The organism is Streptomyces sp. NPDC058145 (genome assembly GCF_042884245.1).
In the GTDB taxonomy this organism is placed as follows: domain Bacteria; phylum Actinomycetota; class Actinomycetes; order Streptomycetales; family Streptomycetaceae; genus Streptomyces.
The window spans coordinates 188694-205872 of record NZ_JBHVUH010000003.1; the positions used below are offsets into that span (position 1 = coordinate 188694).

The 17179-nt window shown below is 74.1% G+C and carries 22 protein-coding genes and 1 pseudogene; 4 read left to right on the forward strand and 19 right to left on the reverse strand.

Annotated features, from left to right (window positions below; all coding sequences use genetic code 11):
- Positions 1–32: 32 nt before the first annotated feature.
- The 13 genes from ACFVVO_RS07670 to ACFVVO_RS07730 form a co-directional block, all read right to left on the reverse strand.
- The gene (locus tag ACFVVO_RS07670; protein ID WP_390052640.1) at positions 33–1424 is read right to left on the reverse strand and encodes a glycosyltransferase 87 family protein; all 1392 of its coding nucleotides are present in this window, start codon (positions 1422–1424) and stop codon (positions 33–35) included.
- Entirely contained in the window at positions 1421–2815 is a 1395-nt protein-coding gene (mptB, locus tag ACFVVO_RS07675; RefSeq protein WP_390052642.1) for a polyprenol phosphomannose-dependent alpha 1,6 mannosyltransferase MptB, read from the reverse strand. The genes ACFVVO_RS07670 and mptB overlap by 4 nt, the downstream gene beginning before the upstream one ends.
- Before the next feature lie 109 nt (positions 2816–2924).
- A complete protein-coding gene (locus ACFVVO_RS07680) occupies positions 2925–3863 on the reverse strand; it encodes a glutaminase (protein WP_390052644.1) in 939 nt (312 codons plus the stop codon).
- A 44-nt stretch (positions 3864–3907) separates the two neighbouring features.
- Positions 3908–5317 carry an aspartate ammonia-lyase gene (aspA, locus tag ACFVVO_RS07685; RefSeq protein ID WP_390052646.1) on the reverse strand — a complete coding sequence of 470 codons (1410 nt, stop codon included), beginning with the start codon at positions 5315–5317 and terminating at the stop codon, positions 3908–3910.
- Positions 5318–5359: 42 nt separating this feature from the next.
- Positions 5360–6382: an asparaginase gene (locus ACFVVO_RS07690; RefSeq protein ID WP_390052648.1), complete on the reverse strand. Its 1023-nt coding sequence runs from the start codon at positions 6380–6382 to the stop codon at positions 5360–5362.
- A gap of 92 nt (positions 6383–6474) precedes the next feature.
- Positions 6475–7152: a FadR/GntR family transcriptional regulator gene (locus tag ACFVVO_RS07695; protein WP_390053352.1), complete on the reverse strand. Its 678-nt coding sequence runs from the start codon at positions 7150–7152 to the stop codon at positions 6475–6477.
- Positions 7153–7324: 172 nt separating this feature from the next.
- Complete coding sequence (locus ACFVVO_RS07700) at positions 7325–8161, reverse strand: undecaprenyl-diphosphate phosphatase (RefSeq protein WP_390052649.1); 837 nt, start codon at positions 8159–8161, stop codon at positions 7325–7327.
- Between the two features lie 78 nt (positions 8162–8239).
- A complete protein-coding gene (crcB, locus tag ACFVVO_RS07705) occupies positions 8240–8614 on the reverse strand; it encodes a fluoride efflux transporter CrcB (protein WP_390052651.1) in 375 nt (124 codons plus the stop codon).
- Entirely contained in the window at positions 8611–8991 is a 381-nt protein-coding gene (locus ACFVVO_RS07710; protein ID WP_390052653.1) for a DUF190 domain-containing protein, read from the reverse strand. Before ACFVVO_RS07710 ends, crcB begins: the two co-directional genes overlap by 4 nt.
- Positions 8988–9449 (reverse strand): CrcB family protein, encoded by a 462-nt coding sequence (locus ACFVVO_RS07715; protein ID WP_390052654.1) that lies wholly within the window; start codon positions 9447–9449, stop codon positions 8988–8990. Before ACFVVO_RS07715 ends, ACFVVO_RS07710 begins: the two co-directional genes overlap by 4 nt.
- A 68-nt stretch (positions 9450–9517) precedes the next feature.
- Positions 9518–10474 carry an SMP-30/gluconolactonase/LRE family protein gene (locus tag ACFVVO_RS07720; RefSeq protein WP_390052656.1) on the reverse strand — a complete coding sequence of 319 codons (957 nt, stop codon included), beginning with the start codon at positions 10472–10474 and terminating at the stop codon, positions 9518–9520.
- 6 nt (positions 10475–10480) lie between these two features.
- Positions 10481–10771 (reverse strand): ArsR family transcriptional regulator, encoded by a 291-nt coding sequence (locus ACFVVO_RS07725; RefSeq protein WP_390052657.1) that lies wholly within the window; start codon positions 10769–10771, stop codon positions 10481–10483.
- A 184-nt stretch (positions 10772–10955) separates the two neighbouring features.
- Entirely contained in the window at positions 10956–11159 is a 204-nt protein-coding gene (locus tag ACFVVO_RS07730) for a hypothetical protein (RefSeq protein WP_390053394.1), read from the reverse strand.
- 2 nt (positions 11160–11161) lie between these two features.
- On the opposite strand from ACFVVO_RS07730, the pseudogene ACFVVO_RS07735 reads away from it, so the two are divergent.
- The 3 genes and pseudogenes from ACFVVO_RS07735 to ACFVVO_RS07745 all read left to right on the forward strand — a co-directional run.
- Positions 11162–11359 (forward strand): annotated as a pseudogene (locus ACFVVO_RS07735) (substrate-binding domain-containing protein); the annotation flags it as partial.
- A 170-nt stretch (positions 11360–11529) separates the two neighbouring features.
- Positions 11530–11880 carry a VOC family protein gene (locus tag ACFVVO_RS07740; protein WP_390052659.1) on the forward strand — a complete coding sequence of 117 codons (351 nt, stop codon included), beginning with the start codon at positions 11530–11532 and terminating at the stop codon, positions 11878–11880.
- A 73-nt stretch (positions 11881–11953) separates the two neighbouring features.
- Positions 11954–12352, forward strand: a complete 399-nt coding sequence (locus ACFVVO_RS07745; protein ID WP_390052660.1) for a MarR family winged helix-turn-helix transcriptional regulator — start codon at positions 11954–11956, stop codon at positions 12350–12352.
- A gap of 62 nt (positions 12353–12414) precedes the next feature.
- Here ACFVVO_RS07745 and ACFVVO_RS07750 read toward each other — a convergent pair whose 3' ends face one another.
- The 4 genes from ACFVVO_RS07750 to ACFVVO_RS07765 all read right to left on the reverse strand — a co-directional run bounded on the left by ACFVVO_RS07750 (position 12415) and on the right by ACFVVO_RS07765 (position 14441).
- On the reverse strand, positions 12415–12816 hold the full coding sequence (locus ACFVVO_RS07750; RefSeq protein ID WP_390052662.1) for an SseB family protein: 402 nt from the start codon (positions 12814–12816) through the stop codon (positions 12415–12417).
- Between the two features lie 277 nt (positions 12817–13093).
- Positions 13094–13411 (reverse strand): DUF2795 domain-containing protein, encoded by a 318-nt coding sequence (locus ACFVVO_RS07755; protein WP_390052664.1) that lies wholly within the window; start codon positions 13409–13411, stop codon positions 13094–13096.
- An 84-nt stretch (positions 13412–13495) separates the two neighbouring features.
- Entirely contained in the window at positions 13496–13642 is a 147-nt protein-coding gene (locus tag ACFVVO_RS07760) for a hypothetical protein (RefSeq protein WP_390052666.1), read from the reverse strand.
- Positions 13643–13823: 181 nt separating this feature from the next.
- The gene (locus ACFVVO_RS07765) at positions 13824–14441 is read right to left on the reverse strand and encodes a chloramphenicol phosphotransferase CPT family protein (protein ID WP_390052668.1); all 618 of its coding nucleotides are present in this window, start codon (positions 14439–14441) and stop codon (positions 13824–13826) included.
- Positions 14442–14652: 211 nt separating this feature from the next.
- On the opposite strand from ACFVVO_RS07765, the gene ACFVVO_RS07770 reads away from it, so the two are divergent.
- On the forward strand, positions 14653–15093 hold the full coding sequence (locus ACFVVO_RS07770; protein ID WP_390052670.1) for a cold-shock protein: 441 nt from the start codon (positions 14653–14655) through the stop codon (positions 15091–15093).
- A 189-nt stretch (positions 15094–15282) separates the two neighbouring features.
- Here the strand turns inward: ACFVVO_RS07770 and ACFVVO_RS07775 are convergent, their stop codons facing one another.
- Both ACFVVO_RS07775 and ACFVVO_RS07780 read right to left on the reverse strand, forming a co-directional pair.
- Entirely contained in the window at positions 15283–16158 is an 876-nt protein-coding gene (locus ACFVVO_RS07775; RefSeq protein ID WP_390053354.1) for a universal stress protein, read from the reverse strand.
- Between the two features lie 95 nt (positions 16159–16253).
- Complete coding sequence (locus ACFVVO_RS07780) at positions 16254–17165, reverse strand: pyridoxamine 5'-phosphate oxidase family protein (RefSeq protein ID WP_390052672.1); 912 nt, start codon at positions 17163–17165, stop codon at positions 16254–16256.
- Positions 17166–17179 lie beyond the last annotated feature (14 nt).

The window sequence follows — 17179 nt, forward strand, 5'->3', positions numbered from 1 at the left end:
GGCCGCACCCTCGTGGTGACCGTGATGAACCCTCAGGAGGGCGGCGGCTTCGCGGTGTACGAGGAGGCCCGCCAACTGCTCGACTGGGGTTTCGCCTCGGCCGGGTGGGTGGACCCGGTGGGGTCGCTGGACGCACTGCGCCCCGGAGGCACCGCGGCCGCGGCCGCCGCACCCGCCGCGGCGACGCCCGCCCCGGCGCCGGACGAGGACTCGGGCTGGTCGCCCACCGCGGCCGTCGTGGGCTTCACCGGGCTAGGCGCGGCGGCGGTGGCGCTGGCGCTGCGGGCCAAGAACGGCCGGGACGCCCGCGGCTGACCGGCCGGCAGGCCCAGCAGCAGACCGAGCGTGACCCAGGTGTAGGCGTTGCCGCCGAGGAAGCCGCCGAGGCCGGAGGCGTCCCGGACCCAGAGCCACACCACGCTGGTGCACAGCACCGCGTACAGGGCGCCCGCGAGCCGCGGGTACCCGGCGCGTGCCAGCACCGCGAGGGACGGCAGCAGCCACACCAGGTGGTGGACCCAGGTGACCGGGCTGACCAGGCAGGCCGCCGCGCCGGTGAGCGCGAAGGCCGCCGGCCAGTCGCCGGCCGCCAGCGCCCGGCGGGTGCGCCACGCCCACCCGCACAGCACCAGCAGCACCGCACCGGCCCACAGGGCGCGGTCCGACTCGCCGAGGCGGGCCAGGACGCCCTGCAGCGACTGGTTCGAGACGTAGTCGAGCCGCCCGACGCGGCTCGTGTCCCACAGCGCCCCGGTCCAGTAGAAACGGGACGCGCCGGGGTCCGCCCAGGCGGCCAGTCCGGTCGCCGCGAGGGCCACGCAGCTCGCCACGGCGGCCGCCCGTCGGCGCCGGGCGAGCAGCAGCAGGGCGATGAACAGGGCGGGCGTGAGCTTCACCGCGGCGGCCAGCCCGATCCCGGCGCCCGCCCAGCGGCCGCGGCCGGTCCGCAGCAGCCAGGCGTCGCCGAGCACCAGGGCCAGCAGCACCAGGTTCACCTGCCCGAAGCTGACGGTGTCGCGCAGTGGCTCGAACAGCGCGAGCAGGCACAGCGTGAGCGACCAGTGGAACCAGCCGTGGCGCCGCCGGCCGGGCCCGGCCAGGACGCGCAGGACCACCGCCAGCGCGGCCAGGTTCACCAGCAGGGAGGCGGCGATCGCGGTGGGCCGGCCCATCGCGGCCAGGGGCAGCATGAGCAGCGCGGCGAACGGCGGGTAGGTGAAGCCGTACGACGTCCCCGGCACCCGGTAGTCGTAGATCCGGCCGCCGTGCCCGACCCAGGTGTGCACGGTTCCGTAGTAGACGCGCAGGTCGAAGAAGTCCCGCAGCAGCGGCACCGTGGCCGTGAACACGGTCACCGCGGCGGCCAGGGCCGACACGAGCAGCAGGCGCCCGCGGCCGGTGCGCGGCAGCGGCGGGCCCGTCACGCCGTGCGCCCCGCCGTCGGCGCCTGGGCGGCCAGGTGGGCCTGCCACAGCACGACCAGGCCCAGCGCGCCGCCGCAGACCGCGAGGGCGAGCTGGCCGGGGCCGGGCGGGCCGCCGCTCGGCAGCACGGCGAGCGCCAGCGCACCGGCCAGGGCGGCCACCCGGTGCCGCACCGAGGTGCTGGGCGCGGCCGCCGCTATGAGGAACAGACCCCACAGCACGTACCAGGGCCGGATGGCCGGGCCGAGCACGGCGACCGCGAGCAGGCTCAGTCCGAGGGCGTAGACCGGCAGCGGGCGCAGCCGGAGCCAGATCAGCGTCAGGGCGACGGCGGTGGCCACCAGTCCCAGCAGATGCCAGGTGGGCACGGCGAGCGGGGCCAGGCCGCTGCCGAGGTGTTCGAGCAGGGCGCCGGTGGCCCGGCCGAGCAGGCTGGTCAGGGCCCAGTTGTGCGAGGAGACGGGGGTGTCGAGGGCGCCGATCCAGCCGTACCCCGTGCCGGCGACGGCGGTGGCGAGGACCGTGGTCGCCGCGGCGCCGGCCGCCGTCGTCACCGCGGCGCGCAGCGGGCCGCGGCCGGCATGGAGCTGCAGGATCAGCGCCGCCGGCAGGCCGAGCGCGGCGGGCGCCTTGACCAGGGCGGCCAGGGTGATCAGCACCGTGCCGAGGAGGGGCCACCGGCCGAGGGCCGCGACCAGGCCGAGTCCCAGCAGGCCGAGCATCAGCGCGTCGTTGTGGGCGCCCGCGACCAGGTGCAGCAGGACCAGCGGGTTCAGGGCGCCGAGCCACAGCGCGGCGGCCGGGTCGGCGCCGCTGTGCCGGGCCAGGCGGGGCAGCGCCGCCGCCATGAGGCCGACGCCGAGCACGGCGACCAGACGCATGCCGAGGAGACCGGCGGGCAGCTCGCCACGGGTCAGGGCGGACAGCGCGGAGGCCAGGGCGAGAAACGCCGGGCCGTAGGGGGCGGCCGTGTGCCGCCACACCGGGGCCACCTCGTCGGCCAGCGGGCCGCCGAGCCGGGCGGGGCCGTGGGCGTACACGTCCATGTGGGCGTCGACCATGGCGCCCTGCGCGAGATAGCTGTAGACGTCCCGGCTGAAGAGCGGGGGCGCGAGCAGCAGCGGGGCCGCCCAGACGGCGAGCACCAGCAGCAGGGAGCGCTCGCCGGGCGGCCGCGGGCCGCGCACCAGCCGGCCGAGCAGCGCCCAGGCCGCGGTGAGCAGCACGACCCCGCAGTAGACCCCGACCAGGCCGAGCGCGGCCCGTGCGGAGGCGGGGGCGAGCAGGTCCCGCACGGGCAGGGCGCCGGCCGTCTCCCCGCCCAGCGCGAGGAAGGCGGTGCCGACCAGCCCGAGCACCTGGCAGCGGCGGAGGTCGAGGGGAAAGGCCATGGCGGGCACCGGGTCAGCGTGGCAATGCCGGGTGGCCGGAAGACGACGCTCCCCACACCGGCGGGCGGCCCGTACGTGACCGGCGTGCGCGGAGCGGGGCCGGCCCGGGTCAGAACACCGAGAGACCGGTGAGCGTGGTGAACCGGTCCAGGGCCGCCACGCCCGCCACCGAGTTGCCCCGCTCGTCGAGGCCCGGGCTCCACACGCACAGGGTGCAGCGGCCCGGGACCACCGCGATGATCCCGCCGCCGACGCCGCTCTTGCCGGGCAGCCCGACCCGGTAGGCGAAGTCACCGGCCGCGTCGTACGTCCCGCAGGTCAGCATCACCGCGTTGACCTGCTTGGCCTGGCTGCGGGAGAGCAGCCGGGTGCCGTCGGCTCGGATGCCGTGCCGGGCCAGGAAGCCGGTGGCGAGGGCGAGGTCGGCGCAGGAGGCGGCGACGGAGCACTGCCGGAAGTACTGGTCGAGCAGCACCGGTACGTCGTTGTCGATGTTGTGGTACGACGCCATGAAGTGGGCGAGGGCCGCGTTGCGGTCGCCGTGCGCGGCCTCGGAGGCGGCGACCTCCAGGTCGAGGTCCAGGCCGGGGTTGCCGCTCTCGGTGCGCAGGAAGGCGAGCAGTTCGCCGGCGGCGTCCCCGGTGCGGGTCTGCAGGCGGTCGGTGACGACCAGCGCACCCGCGTTGATGAAGGGGTTGCGCGGGATACCGTTCTCGTACTCCAGTTGCACCAGGGAGTTGAACGGGTTGCCGGAGGGCTCGCGGCCGACGTGCTCCCAGAGTTCGTCGCCCTCGCGGGCCAGGTCCAGGGCGAGGGTGAACACCTTGGTGATGGACTGCGTGGAGAACGGCTGCCGCCACTCCCCCACCCCGTAGACCGTGCCGTCCAGTTCGGCGACGGCCATGCCGAAGCTCCGCGGATCACAGGCCGCGAGCGCCGGGATGTAGTCGGCGGGGCGCCCGCGGCCGGGCGTGCGGCCCAGCTCCTGCGCGATGCGCTCCAGGACCGGCAGGAAGGCGGGGGACGACGTCGTTGTCATGATCGCCATTGTGCCTCCGGGCCGGTCCGGGCGCGCGTGCGTGCCCGCGCGGGTCAGGCGGCGGGCGCCCCGCTGCCCGCGACGATCTCGGGGCGCAGCAGGGCGGCCAGCCGGTCGGCGGGCAACAGGCCCTTCTCCAGGACGAGTTCGGCCACGCCGCGGCCGGTGGCGAGGGCTTCCTTGGCGATGTCGGTGGCGGCCGTGTAGCCGATGTGCGGATTGAGCGCGGTGACCAGCCCGATGGAGTTCTCCACGGCGGCGCGCAGCCGCTCGGTGTTCGCGGTGATGCCGGTGACGCACCGCTCGGCCAGCGTCAGACAGGCGCTGCGCAGGTGGGTGATGCTCTCCGACAGGGAGTGCAGGATGAGCGGCTCGAAGGCGTTGAGCTGGAGCTGCCCCGCCTCGGCGGCCATGGTGATGGCGACGTCGTTGCCGATGACCTCGAAGGCGACCTGGTTGACGACCTCGGGGATCACCGGGTTGACCTTGCCCGGCATGATCGACGAACCGGCCTGCACCGGCGGCAGGTTGATCTCGCCGAAGCCCGCACGGGGACCGGAGGACAGCAGACGCAGGTCGTTGCAGCTCTTGGAGAGCTTGACCGCGATCCGCTTCAGCACGCCGGACATCTGCACGAAGGCGCCGCAGTCCTGGGTGGCCTCGACCAGGTTGGCCGCGGTGACCAGGGGCAGTCCGGTGATCGCGGCGAGGTGCCGCCGGGCCGCCTCGGCGTAACCGGCCGGGGCGTTGAGGCCGGTGCCGATGGCGGTGGCGCCGAGGTTGATCTCGTGGATCAGCTCCACGGCCTCGGCGAGCCGGCTGCGGTCCTCGTCGAGCATCACGGCGAACGCCGAGAACTCCTGGCCGAGCGTCATCGGCACGGCGTCCTGGAGCTGGGTGCGGCCCATCTTCAGCACGTCGCGGAACTCGAGGGCCTTCCCCGCGAAGGCGTCCTGGAGGACGGCCATGGCCTTGAGCAGGCCGCGCACCGCGAACACCGTCGCGATCTTGACGGCGGTGGGGTAGACGTCGTTGGTGGACTGGCCGAGGTTGACGTCCTCGTTGGGGTGCAGGTGCGCGTACCTGCCCTTGCCGTGGCCGAGCAGTTCCAGCGCGCGGTTGGCCACGACCTCGTTGGCGTTCATGTTGGTGGACGTCCCGGCGCCGCCCTGGATGACGTCCACGACGAACTGGTCGTGCAGCTCGCCCGCGCGTATCTCCCGGCAGGCGGCGACGATCGCCGCCGCCTTCCGGGGCTCCAGCAGGCCGAGTTCCTCGTTGGCGAGGGCGGCGGCCTCCTTGACGGCGGCCAGGGCGTCGATCAGGTGCGGGTAGGCGGAGATCGGGGTTCCGGTGATGGGGAAGTTCTCCGTCGCGCGCAGGGTGTGGATCCCCCAGTACGCGTCGGCGGGGACGTCGCGGTCGCCGAGCAGGTCGTGCTCGCTTCGGGTGGCGGCGGTCATCGGGGTGCGGCCTCTTTCGGAGGTACGGGGTGAGGGGTGGGGTCAGGCGCAGGTCGGCAGCGGGACCGGGTCCAGTGCCGGCACCGGCCGCACCCGGCCGACCGGTTCCCCTCCGCCGAGCAGCGGCTCGCCCGCGAACGCGGTGAGCGCGGCGGGGTCGACGCCGGCCCGGGCCAGGGCCGCCGCGGCCACCGGTATGCGTGCCCGGTTCGCGCCGTCGGCGATCTTGACGGCGACGGCGCGGCCGTCGGGGAGCGCGGCGACCTGGACGCCCTCGAAGCCGTCCTTGGCGAGCAGGCCGGGCACGGCCCGCATCAGCTCGGCCACGTCGCGGCCCGCACCGGAGGCCATCTCGGCGTGCTCGCGCATCGCGTCGGCAACCCGGGCACCGGGCGTGCCGGGCGCGGCGGTGGTGAGGCGGGCGGCGGCGCGCGCGAGGCCGTGCAGCGAGACGGAGAACAGCGGCGCGCCGCAGCCGTCCACGGTCACCCGGGCGATCCGCTGGCCGGTGAGTTCCTCGATCGTGTCCGCGACGGCCCGCTGGAGCGGGTGGGCCGGGTCCAGGTAGTCGGGCAGGGACCAGCCGTTGAGCTTCGCGGTCCACAGCATCGCCGCGTGCTTGCCGGAGCAGTTCTGGGCGAGCCGGTTGGGCTCCCGGCCCTCGCGGACCCAGGCGTCCCGGACGGCCGGACCGTACGGCATGTCGGGCACGTTGCGCAGGTCGTCCTCGCCGAGGCCGGCGAGTTCGAGGATCCGCCGGGTGCCGTCGAGGTGCCGTTCCTCGCCGGAGTGGCTTGCGGCGGCCAGCGAGAGCAGCGCGCCGTCCAGCGGGAGCCCGGCGCGCAGCATGGCCACGGCCTGGAGGGGCTTGAGGGCCGAGCGGGGGTAGAACGCGGCCTCGATGTCGCCGAGCTGGAGCCGGACACGGCCGTCGGCGCCGAGCACGACGACCGAGCCGTAGTGGACGCCCTCGACCACTCCGCCGCGTACTAGATGGGCGACGGGGGCGTGCCGGGGTTCACGGACGGCGGGCGCGGTCGCGGTGGCGGGAGAGCTGCTGTACATCACTGCCTGTATCGGTGGTCGGAGCGGGACGGGCGGGAGGAGCGGGAGGGGGACCGGCGGAGCGGGACGGGGACCGGCGGACCGGCCGCGGGTCACGCGCCTTGTCCGCCGTCGGCGGGCGTGTCCGGGCGTCCGGCGCGCACGATGTCGGTGAGGGTCGTCTCGACGCGGTCGAGGTGGTGGCTCATGGCCTGGACGGCGTCGTGTTCGCTGCCGTCGACCAGCGCCTCGACGATCGCCCGGTGCTCGCGGTTGGACTGCTCGCGGCGCCCGCCCAGCTCGTTGAGGAAGGCCGACTGGCGCGCCAGCGCGTCGCGGATCTCCTCGATGACCCGGCGGAAGACCGGGTTCTGCGCGGCCTCGGCGACGGCCAGGTGGAAAAGACTGTCCATCGCGACCCACGCGGTGGTGTCCGTCTCCCGCTCCATGCGGTCGAGCAGACGGTCGAGCCGGTCCAGGTTCTCCGGTGTGCGGCGGACCGCCGCGTAGCCGGCGACCGGGATCTCGATGTGGCGGCGGACCTCGAGCAGGTGGCCGGCCGTGTAGTCGCCGAAGGTGGGCTCGTCGACGGAGTTCGCGACGACGAAGGTGCCCTTGCCGGTCCGGGAGACCGTCAGGCCCATCGTCTGCAGGGCGCGCAGCGCCTCGCGGAGCACGGGCCGGGAGACCTCGAGCGTGCGGCACAGCTCGGCCTCGGAGGGGAGCTTGTCGCCCACGGCGTACTCGCCGCGTTCGATGGCGCCGCGAAGGTGGCCGAGGACCGCCTCCATGGCGCTGACGCGCCGGGGAGCGGGACCACCTGTCTGGCTGTCTGACAGGTTCACGGAGCGATCCTGCGACGGGCGGGAGGGCGATGTCAAGGCGGGCCGATCCGGGAAACAGGCACGGGGTGCGGCGCCCCGGGCCGGGCTGCCGCACCCCGTGGGTGACCGGTGGCTCCGCTCAGCTGCTGAGCGTGCCGGTGGAGAGAAGGCCGAGGAGCGCCACGCCGATCACGATCCGGTAGATCACGAAGGCGTTGAAGGAGTGCTTGGCGACGAACTTCAGCAGCCAGGCGATGGAGGCGTAGGCGACCACGAAGGACACGATCGTGCCGACGGCCAGCGGGGCGGCGCCCACGCCCGCGCCGAGGGCGTCCTTCAGCTCATAGATGCCGGCGCCGGTCAGGGCCGGGATGCCGAGGAAGAAGGACAGCCGGGTGGCCGCGACCCGGTCCAGGTCGAGGACGAGCGCGGTGGACATCGTGGCGCCGGAGCGGGAGAAGCCGGGGAAGAGCAGCGCGAGGATCTGCGAGCAGCCGACCAGCATCGCGTCCTTGAAGGAGGTGTCGTCCTCACCGCGCTTGTGGCGGCCCATCTGGTCGGCCGCCCACATCACGCCGGACCCGACGATCAGGGAGCCGGCGACCACCCAGAGCGAGGCGAGCGGGCCTTCGATCAGCGGCTTCGCGGCCAGGCCCACCACGACGATCGGGATGGTCGCGGCGATCACCCACCAGGCGAACTTGTAGTCGTGGTGGTAGCGCTCCTCGGGCTTGGTCAGACCTCGGAACCAGGCGGAGACGATCCGCTTGATGTCCTTGAGGAAGTAGACGAGCACCGCCGCGATGGCGCCGACCTGGATGACGGCGGAGAACCCGACGACGGACTTGTCGTCGACGGGGATGTCCATGAGCCCCTCGGCGATCTTGAGGTGGCCGGTGGAGGACACGGGGAGGAATTCGGTCACCCCCTCGACGACTCCGAGGACGACGGCCTGACCGACGGAGATGGCGCTCATGGGATCCAGTTCTGAGGAGATGAGTTGGTCGACAGTGCTGTAGACGTTCCTACTATGCCCGGTCCGGCGGACCGGTCGCTACGCCCACAGGGCGCCGGCGAACCACACCCCGGCGAAGGCCGCCGCCAGACCGGCCACCACGCTCGCCGCGGCGTTGGCCGCAGCGTAGAGGGCCGCACCGGCCTCGGTCAGCCTGAGTGTCTCGTAGGAGAAGGTCGAGTACGTCGTCAGGGCTCCGCACAGGCCGGTTCCCAGCAGCAGCTGAAGGTGCTGACCTGCGGCTCCCGCGGCGGCGGCGCCGGTGAGCAGGCCCAGGACCAGACAGCCGGTGACGTTCACCACGAAGGTGCCCCAGGGGAACAGCGAGTCGTGCCTGGCCTGGACGGCCCGGTCGGTGAGATAGCGCAGGGGCGCGCCGACCATGGCCCCCAGCACGACCAGCAGCCAGTTCACAACGACCTCTTACCCTTCCGGTCCGTTGCGTCCGGGTCCGCGCCCCGCCCCACGTACCGGATGACCTCGCACTCCTCCAAAGTCACCAGCCCTTCGCCGACCAGTTCGTCCAGCTGCGGGAGGAAGGCCCGGATCCGTTCCTCGGTGTCCACGACGACGATCGCGACGGGCAGGTCCTCGCTCAGCGACAGCAGCCGGGAGGTGTGGATGCGGGAGGAGGCGCCGAAGCCCTCGACACCGCGGAAGACGCTGGCCCCGGCGAGGCCGGAGGCGTGCGCGCGGTGCACGATCTCGGAGTAGAGGGGCTTGTGGTGCCAGGTGTCGTCCTCGCCGATGTACACGGTCAGCCGCAGGGCCCGGCCGGTGAGGGATGTCATCGCTGCCTCCTGGTGAGCAGGGCACGGGCGGCGGCCGAGGCCGCCCACACCGCCGCGAGGGCCGCGAGCAGGGTGGCGGCGAGACAGGCGAGAGCGGTGCGCGGGTGCCCGCCGTCGGCCAGCTTCTGGATGTCGACGGCGTAGGTGGAGAAGGTGGTGTAGCCGCCGAGCACGCCGGTGCCGAAGAACGGGCGCACCAGGCGGTGGGCGGCCCACACGTCGGTGATCAGCACCATGAACACGCCGATCACGGCGCATCCGGTGACGTTGGTCCAGAAGGTCGCCCAGGGGAAACCGCCGGGCGGGGTGGGCCAGGCCAGGGTGAGCGCGTAGCGGGCCGTCGCCCCGAGGGCCCCGCCGGCGGCGACCACCGCGACGACGGGGGCCTGGGTTCGCCATTCGGACCGCCCCCGCGGCGCGGGGCGGGCGCGGAGGCTCTCGGCTTCCGGGGCTGTCATGCTCGTGGGTCTCCTGTTCGGCCGGATCACGACGGCTGATCACGGCCGGGCACCAGGGTACCGCCGGGTCACCCGGTGGCCGGAGCCGCGCAGACGGCGACGCCGGGCTCCCAGAAGCTGCCGAGGACCAGCAGACCACCGGTCACGCAGACGCTGGTGACCATGCGGAAGCGGGAGCGGTGGCGGTGGCGGCTCAGGTGGTGCACGGTGCGGCCGTGGTCGTCGACCGCCACCACGCCGATCGTGCCACCCGGACGGAACGGGGCGCGGACGGCGGCCCGGGCGGCGGCGCGGCGGGCGCCCGGCGGGGTGCGGTGCAGCAGATCGAGCGGGGGGACGCGGGGCCCGGCCAGGGCTACCCAGACCGGACCGTCCGGGCCCTCGCGCCACATGTTGTCGGGCATGCCCGGCAGGTCCGCGAAGCGTTCGGACCGGCCGGCGCGCGGTCCGGTGAGGTGATAGCGGGTGAGCCGGCAGGCGCCGGTCTCGGCGATCACCAGGAAGGTGCCGTCACCGCTCACGGCGAGGCCGTTGGCGAACTGGAGGCCGTCCAGCAGCACTTCGGGGGTGCCGCCGCCGGGCGGGAGGCGGAGCAGCCGACCGGTGCCGGTGTGCTCCACGATGTCGCCGATCCACTGGTCCAGGGGATAGCGGCGGCTGGAGACGGTGAAGCACACGCTGCCGTCGTCCAGCGCGACGGCGTTGCTGCACACCCGCAGCCGCTCCCCCGCCACCGAGTCCGCCAGGACCCGCACGGCGCCGTCGGGGTCGACCCGCAGCAGGCCGCGTTCCGCGTCGCACACCAGCAGGCCGCCGTCGGAGAGCGGTTCCAGACCGAGCGGGCGGCCGCCGGTGTGGGCCAGTGTCTCGACCCGGGCCGTGTGCGGGTCGGCGAGATGGCGGATCCGCAGGATGCGGCCGTCCGCCGTCCCGGTCAGGACGTGGCCTTCGGCGTCGGTCACCACGTCCTCGGGGCCGCGGCCGCCGAGGCCGACGTAATGGAGCGGGACGAGTGCGGTGGTCATACGTCTTCACCAGCCCTTCTCGAACATGCGGGCCACCTCGGCGATGCGGATCTCGTCACGCCGGTAGTGGGTGCGGCACCGGATGCGCCGGGTGCGCAGCAGGCCCAGGCAGGTCATGAGGTCGAGGTGGGCGGCGGCGGTCCGGCGGGGCACGCCCAGCTTGGCGGCCACAGCCCGCGCGGTGACGCCCGTCTCGGCCGGGTCGCCGGTCCCGCGCCCCGCCGGGAAGTACGCCGCCGGATCCTTGAGCCACTCAAGGATGGTCTGCCGTATACGGCCCGAGGGAGTTCCCGTCATCCGTCCCGCCTCCGTCCCCCGGCCTCCTCGTGCGCGGTCTTCCCACTCTGGCGCAGCCGGACACGTCCCGTACGGGACTCGTCGGCCCTTGACCGGTACCGAACGGCCGTTATTGCGGCGGGTTTTCACGGAGACGGGGCGGAGCCCGGCCGTCCGCTCACGGCCGGGCCCGGTCAGGGCTGGTTCAGCGGTGGCCGAACCAGGTCATCGAGGACAGCGCCCTGCGGCCCGCGGTGAGGCCGTCGGCGTAGGTCCATACGGTCTCGGCGCCGCGCGGCACCACGAACTCGGTCCAGACGTCACCGGTCGGGCCGGAGTCCGGCCGGTTGCCGTCCACCCCCGTCAGGCCCACCCGTTCGCCGTGCAGCAGCGGTGAGAACTCCTCCACCGGTGCCGGACGACATCGCCGTCGGCGGTTTCGACGACTCCCCCGCCGCGACCGCGGCGACCCCGGCGCTCACCACCATCCGTCAGCCGTGGGACCGGATCAGCAACGAGATGGTGCGGGTGCTGCTCGCCCAGATAGGCGGCGAGGACCCGGCCGCGGTGATCCTCCCGACGGAACTGGTCCGCCGCGAGTCGACCTGAGCGGGGCCGGCCGGCGCCGCCGGGCGCGGTGCCGTCGTCGCTGTGACGGCGCCCGGGCCCCGTCGCCGCAACCGGTCAGGATCGAAGAAGCGGCGGCGGGCCCGCCGGCCCTAGCGTGGAAGTCACCGGCGGGGAGCCGTCGGGACAGTCACCTCCGAGGAGTGAGTTCCATGACCGCCGGCGTGCAGACGATCATCTACCCCGTCAAGGACCTGGAGAAGGCCAAGCCGCTGTTCGCGGCGCTGCTGGGTGTCGAGCCGTACGCGGACGAGCCGTACTACGTCGGCTTCAAGGCCGCCGGACAGGACGTAGGTCTCGATCCGAACGGACACGCCAAGGGCATGACCGGGCCGGTCCCCTACTGGCACGTCACCGATCTGCGGGAGCGGCTGGCCGCGCTGGTGGCGGCCGGCGCCGAGCTGCTGCAGGACGCGCAGGACGTCGGCGGCGGCCGGCTGATCGCGTTCGTCAGGGACGCCGACGGCAACCTGGTGGGCCTGCTTCAGGACCCGGCCGCCTGAGCCGCCGGAGGCCCCCGGCAGCCGCACTAGTTGCACACTCAACGATTGGCCGGAACGGTGTTACGGTGCGGGTATGGCAGTCAAGACGGTCGATGCCCGGCTCGAGGAACGGTGGCGGGACATCCTCACCGTGCACGCGCGCACGATGTGCGAGATCGACCGGGCCCTGCATCCGCACGGGCTCGGCGCCAGCGACTTCGAGGTGCTGGACCTCCTCGCCGCCGAGTCGCCCGCGGAGGGCGACCAGTGCCGGGTGCAGAACCTGGTCGGACGGGTCCATCTCAGCCAGAGCGCACTGTCCCGGCTGATCGGCCGGCTGGAGAAGGACGGCCTGGTCAAGCGCTCGGTGTGCGCGGAGGACCGGCGCGGGGTGTGGGTCGCGCTGACCCGCAAGGGCCGCGATCTGCACGCCGAGGTACTGCCGCTGCAGCGGTCCGTGCTGGAGCGGATGCTGGCCGAACGGGCCGGCTGACCACACGACAGGACCGCGGGCACCATCGGATGCCCCGCGGTCCTGTCGTGCGTACGGGCCGCTCAGCGGGCCAGCAGGGTGCGCACCCCCTGTGAGGTCAGCGTGAGCCCGTGGGCGGAGCTGCCGTCGATGGCGAGAGAGAGGTCCTCCTCGGGCCACTGGGAGGCCAGGGCGCCGAGCGGTATCAGGCGGTAGCGGGAGATGAACGGCAGCAGCTCGGCCATCATCCCCTCCGAGGTGAAGACCGGGACGACCGGATCGCCACCGGCCTGTTCGAGGATGGGCAGTGCGACGGTCGAGGCGTCGGCGCCCTCCCCGTCCACCGCCTCGTCGGGCACCGGGACGAGCACCTCGCTGTGGGCGAGGGTGTCCAGGGCGATCTGGTCCTCGGCGTTCACGGCCAGCGCGTCGAGCGCCTGCTGGGCCGGCGTGGGCAGTTGGTCGTCGTGGGCGGGTGTCTCCATGGCAGATCCCCAGGTAGCGGCGGTACGGGCGGTACGGGCACACGACCGGGGCGGGCCCGGGCGTGCTCCCGCCTCGCGTACCCGGTTCGGATTCGGGCCATGCGTGCGGATTCCGGGGAGGTGCGGCGGCCGGCCGGTGAGGGCCGGCCGGCCGGGGGCGGGATCGCCTGTCCAGACGTCTCCATTCCGGCGGACGCCGGGGCGGGACCCGTGGGGCGTCAACCGGGGCGCGCAAAGGCCCCGGCAGGCGTACGCGGGGCTGTGACGGCCGCGCGGCTCAGCGGCCGAACTCCTCCTGGATCGGCGTCCTCGGCTCCTCGCGCAGATGCTGGGACAGTCCGGGCCTCCCGCCCTCGCGTGCCCGTTCGATCCGTTGCGCGGCGTCGTGGTCGAGGTCCGCGGCGGGGTCCACCCGGACCGACCTGGCGACCTCCTCGCGGTTGGCGTACCGCTCGGACGGCATGCCGCGCAGGACCTTGATCACCTCTTCCGGCGCGCTCGCGGCACGGGCCGCCGTCACCAGCCGGTCCTTTCCGGCGGGGAAGTCGACGCCCCTGATCGCGGCCAGCACGTCGGGAACGCTGGTGCGTGCCATGGGGTCTCCTCCTTGAGATCTCCTCTGCTCGTTCCGGGTTCTTGTTGTCGGTGAGAGCTGCTGGTCGGTGAGGTCTGCTCGTCGTCACTCGCCGCCGTCGGGGCCGTCGCGGTCGTTCTCGTCGTCGTCCCGCTCGCCCTCGGCCTGCGAGGGGGTGGTGCGCGGCGGTCCGGCCGTCGTCGCGTCGTCGTCGCGTTCGCCCTCGGCCTGGGAGGGGGTCTGCTCGGTCATCCCGGTTCCTCCACACCTGTCGCGTGCCGGTAGGAAGTCTCCGAGTACCCGTGCGCATCGGGTCCCATGACCGGAGGATTCGGGGTGAATCCGTCACCCCGGGGACGGGGGTACCTGGATCAGCCGATCGAGGGCGCGCGGCGGCCGGGCGTCGCGCGTACGCCTGGGCCGCCGATCGGGGTCACTCCCCGTCGCGCGATGCCGTCCGGAGCCTCTCGAAGGCGGTGGGGCGTGGCCGGTCCCGCATGAAGTCGGCGATGCGCAGGGCGCATCCACGCGGGGAAAGGACGCTGGTGTCCACCTCGACGTCGTGCGGCCCGTAAGCGTGGACGTGCTCGTACTGCAGGGCGGCCAGTCCCGGTTGCCGATCGCCCCGGGCTCGCTCCCGGCGCTCCAGCTCGGCCAGCGGGCAGCGGACCGCGACCAGGACGGTGTCGTCGGGCACCAGCAACCCGAGCAGATCGAGCAACCGCCAGCGGCGGCTGAGCGGATGGTCCACGACGAGGTTGTTGCCGCCCGCCGCCATCCCGGCGACGGCGCGGTGGAAGCCCTTGACGGTGCGGTCGATCTCGGCCGGGAGGTCCGCGCCGGCGACCGGCCGGCCGCCGCGCATGGCGTGGAAGGTGTCGACGGGCATGTGGAACCAGGTGCCGTCGAGCACTTCCAGGAGCGCCCGGGCGATGCTCGACTTGCCCGAACTGGACGTGCCGTTGAGCAGGACGACCGTGCCCCCGGCCGGTGTGTCGGGGATGCGCGCGTGGTCCGGATCGGCCGGGTGCGGAGCCGCTTCGGTCGCCATGGGTCGTCCTTCCGTCGGCGAGGGCCCGGAGCCGGGCGAGGCGCCATGATCATCGCATCTCGGCGCGTACGGCGGCATGCGTGGTGGCACGCGCGGCGGCCCGCACGGGCGGGCGGGGCCGGACGCGACTCGCCCCGGCGGCTGCGGTGGCCTAGTCTTCTGCGCTGATGACGGCCCGGGCAACGGGGCCGGTTCTTGGGGGGTTGGTGGCATGGTCGCTGGTCGGGTGGTGCGGTTCGACGGTTCCCGGGGGTATGGGTTCATCGCTCCGGACGACGGCACCGAGGACGTCTTCCTGCACGTGAACGATCTGCTCATTCCCGAGCAGCAGTTGCGTCCGGGGCTCGCGGTGGAGTTCGAGGTCGAGGAGGGCGACCGGGGTCTGAAGGCCTCGGCGGTGAAGCTGGCTCCGGCGTCCACCGGCCGGCCGCCGGCACTGGTCGGGGGCGGGGCCGCGGTGCCCTTCCCGGTCGCCGCGAGGCAGCCGGACGGCGACGACTCGCTGTGCGACGTCCTCACCCCGGACGAGTACCTCCACGAGGTCACCGAGATCCTGCTGGCCGCCGCGCCGTCCCTGACCGGGGAGCAGATCCTTCAGGTCCGGCTCGGGCTGCTGCGGTTCGGCAGGAACCACGGGTGGACCGAGGACTGAGACGCCATGCCGTGGTCCCGGCCCGGGCCGGGACCACGACGTCGTGCACCGGTGACGATCCCCCTGGTCACGTCATGTCGTCAGACCTTGCCCCTGCTCACCACCCGCTTGCCACCGGTCCGGTTGCCGGGAGCCGGACCGTGGCCGGTGGCTGTCCCGGCCTGGGAGACCGGATGGTCGCGGCGGACCTCAGACGCGGTGTGGGACGACGGCGACCGGGCACCGCGAGTGGTGCAGCAGGGTGTGGGCGACCCTGCCGAGCTGCAGACCGAGATGGCCCTGGCGCCGCACTGCGCCGACGACGATCAGATCGGCCTCGGCCGACGCCTCCAGCAGGACCCGGTGAGCGGGGCCCTCGGCCGGCCGGCGCTCGATCTCCAGCCCCGGGTGCTCCCGTTCGGTCTCGCGCAACGCCTCGTCGAGGCCGGACAGGGCCCGTTCCTCGCGGGACCGGGCGGCGTCGTCGGCGATCAGCATGTGGTCCACGGGCTGCTGGGCCGGGGTGCGCCAGGCCCGTACGGCCGTCAGGGCACAGCCGCACGCCTCCGCCTCACGGGCGGCGAACCGCAGGGCGCCGGCGCTGCCGGCCGACTCGCCCACTCCGGCCACGATCCGGCCCAGGGACCCCGCGATGTTCCGCTCCGCTCCCCGCACCACGACGACCGGGCACACGGCGCGTGCCGCCACCGCGAGACTCACCGACCCCAGCAGCAGACCGGCGATCTCGCCCCGCCCGCGTGCGCCGGTGACCAGGGCCGAGGCCGTGGGCGCCGCCGCCAGCAGCACGGCCACCGGGTCGGCGGGCAGCACCTCGCCGGACACCTTCACCTCCGGCTCGCGCGCCCGGACGCGTTCCGCGCAGGAGGCGACGATGTGCTGGGCCATGACCTCCTCGGCGGGACGGCCGGTGCCGAAGGACGGCCGGGCGCCCTCGTAGCGCTCCCACAGGGACGCGTGGACCAGGCGCAGCGGCAGCCCGTGCCGCGCCGCCTCGGCCGCCGCCCAGTCGACCGCGAGCAGACTGCAGTCCGAGCCGTCGACACCCACGACCAGCGGGAGTTCCATCGTCGCCACCGCCTTCTCCGTCCGGTTGCCACAACCCCCCTGTCGTAACCCCTCGTCCTCACTCGCGCGCCGCCGTCCTGCCGCCGCGCCCCCGGTCAGGGGCCGGGGCTGATGCGGCGGCCGGTGAGGCGGGTGGGCCGGATCGACACCCACATCTCGCGTTCACCGCCCGCCCACGGTTCGCCGTACGCGCCCCCGGCGAGACGCCGTGCGGCGTCCGGGTCCGTGACGGCACGCGCGGGGCCCACCGCGAGCACGCTCCAGCCCTGGCTGAGCGCCTCGTCCAGGTGGTCCACCTCGAAGGCGACGTCCGTGCCCACGGCCGCCGCGGGCATCGAGCCCGGCGCGGTCCGGAAGGCGATCGCGTCGTCGACGATCTCGTAGTTGACCGGGACGACCGCGGGCCGGCCGTCGGGCGCCGTCACCGCGACGCGGCCGACACCGTGGGTGGACAGCAGTGCGCGGCACTCCTCCGGGCCGAGGTCCCGCAGGTGCGGGTGAAGCAGCGCGTGGCCCCGGCCGGGTGGCAGATCGGCGCCCCCGCCGCGCAGCGCGGCGACGGTGGTGCCGAGCGCGTCTGCCAGCCTGACGAGGGTGGTGAGCGTCGGGTCGGCGGGATGTTCCTCCAGATAGGTCAGGTAGTCGGGCGACATGCGGGCGCGGCCCGCCGTCTCCTCCCGGCTGAGCCCCCGCCGCCGGCGTTCCACCGCCACGCGCCGGCCGATGTCGCCGGCTCCTGGGGCGCCGCCGAACGCCGGGGCGGCCCCCGACGCGGCCCCGGACGCAACCCAGACCTCTTGGCCGGACGGGGGCGTGCCGTGCCCGATGTGGCGGATGTGCGCGTCGGGCCCGGGGAACACCAGCGACACCTGTTCCGTGTCCGACCAGCGCACGTCGTAGGGCGGTGTGCCGTCCTCGTGGTGGAGTCCGACGATCTCGCCGTCGCGCCGGGCGATGCCGGTCGCCGGGCTTTCTACGACGAGCTGGTCGCCGAGGTGAGCTCGCATGATCGCCGCCCTCT